General features: G+C 41.4%; 2 protein-coding genes and 1 pseudogene. All 3 read left to right on the forward strand.

What is annotated here, in order from left to right; translation table 11 throughout:
- Window positions 1-345: 345 nt before the first annotated feature.
- Window positions 346-942, forward strand: coding sequence for a tRNA-(ms[2]io[6]A)-hydroxylase (locus RRG12_RS43795; RefSeq protein ID WP_069069846.1), 597 nt, complete (start codon window positions 346-348; stop codon window positions 940-942).
- Window positions 943-960: 18 nt separating this feature from the next.
- Window positions 961-1365, forward strand: coding sequence for a VOC family protein (locus tag RRG12_RS43800; protein ID WP_069069847.1), 405 nt, complete (start codon window positions 961-963; stop codon window positions 1363-1365).
- A gap of 345 nt (window positions 1366-1710) precedes the next feature.
- A pseudogene (locus tag RRG12_RS43805) lies at window positions 1711-1805 on the forward strand (Uma2 family endonuclease); the annotation flags it as partial.

Raw genomic sequence — 1805 nt, forward strand, 5'->3', positions numbered from 1 at the left:
AATACATCATCAACCATCTCTGTAAATATGTGAAAATTGAGTTGACAAAAACAAAAAAAGAGCTATTCCAATATTATTGGAGTAGCTCTTTTTTGCAAAGTGATTCCCGAATATTTGATACTGAGTAAAACCAATGGCAGAAATGTGACAATGAAAGCATTTCGTGCGTGGACAAGACAGCAAACAAGAGCCATTTAGAGGTATTTTAAGCTTTTGGTAATCAATGACGTGCTGACTAAGAGAGAGAGAGCAAAAGGTATAAAAGCAACAAATTGCCCCATCCACGATTAAAATCAATTTGTTAGGGTACTCAGCCAAATTTAAATTCTGGAGTTTTGTGACTTTGTGCTTACTCAGTTATCGACTATCAACGCCCTAAAACAGCCCACAAGCTCTGCTTGGGTTGAACAAGCGATCGCTAACTTAGACATCATCTTACTCGACCACTCCCACTGTGAACGCAAAGCAGCGGGCGTAGCCTTAAACATGATGTTTCGTTACCCTTCCAATACTAAGATGGTGCGGGAACTAACTGCGATCGCCCGCGAAGAACTAGAACACTTTGAGCTAGTTAACCAATGGTTAGAACGCCGGAATATTCCCCTAGCCCCCCTACCACCGCCTCCCTACGGCGCGGGTTTAAAAGCTCAAGTCCGCCCCAAAGAACCTGAGCGATTCCTGGATTCCTTACTAGTAACTGGTTTAATAGAAGCTCGCTCTCACGAACGCCTGGGATTATTAGCTGCTCACTGTCCAGAGCCAGAGTTAGCAAAATTTTATCGTGGGCTAATGGCATCCGAAGCGCGACACTACGGTATATATTGGGTTTTAGCTGCTACTTATTTCGACCGAGAAATTGTCATGCAACGGCTTGATGAATTGGCAATTGTCGAAAGCGAGTTGCTGGCGACTTTGCATCCAGAACCTAGAATTCACAGTTAGTAGACTAAGGTAACAGATATGAAGCTTCAGTTAACACACCTGAGACTGCTTGTCTCCAACTATAAAGATTCTTTTCTGTTCTACCGGGATCTGCTGAAATTTGATGTCGATTGGGGCGATGAAGATAGCGGATATGCTGAGTTTAATACCGGATATCTCAAGCTGGGTTTGTTCAAAAAAGAATTAATGGCTGAAGTAGTCCCCAGAATCGAACAACCTTCGTATGTTGTCAATCGAGATAAAACTGTCTTGATTTTCGCAGTCGATAACGTGGATGAGGTTTATGAGCAAGTAAAAACTCAGAATGCGATCGTTGTAACAGAACCACAAGATCGCCCAGACTGGGGAATCCGCACAGCTTATTTTCGCGATCCTGATGGCAATCTCATCGAAATATACAACAATCTAGGAATTGTTAGTTAAAAGTTCCCTACTAACAACTATGGCAATCCCAAATCATTCGTGAGAAACAAGATCGCCAGTTTTGCTGCACCCTTTTACCTTGCTTTAAACGTCAAAAATGCGATCGCTCCACTGCAACATATTTTGTTTCCATTTTTACCCCTAGGAAATTATATAATTTTTCGTTTCCTGGATTTGACAGATAACACAATTCAGGAAACTCTTCCCTTTATTCTAATTAACAAAATACAGAAACCTTAAAGTACTTCATTCCTGGCAGAACTTGAGAACGAGAAAAAACCCTTTCCTGTGTCGGGGAGAAGTTTGGAAAGGAGTCAAATTTGACATAAAGCAAAGAGGCAAAGTATGACTCAAGCCTTAACCAAACAAGTAACATTTGATGAATTTATCGCCTGGTATCCAGAATCTTCAGACAGGCATTATGAACTACACGATGGGGT

This window comes from Nostoc sp. CALU 546, assembly GCF_048836525.1.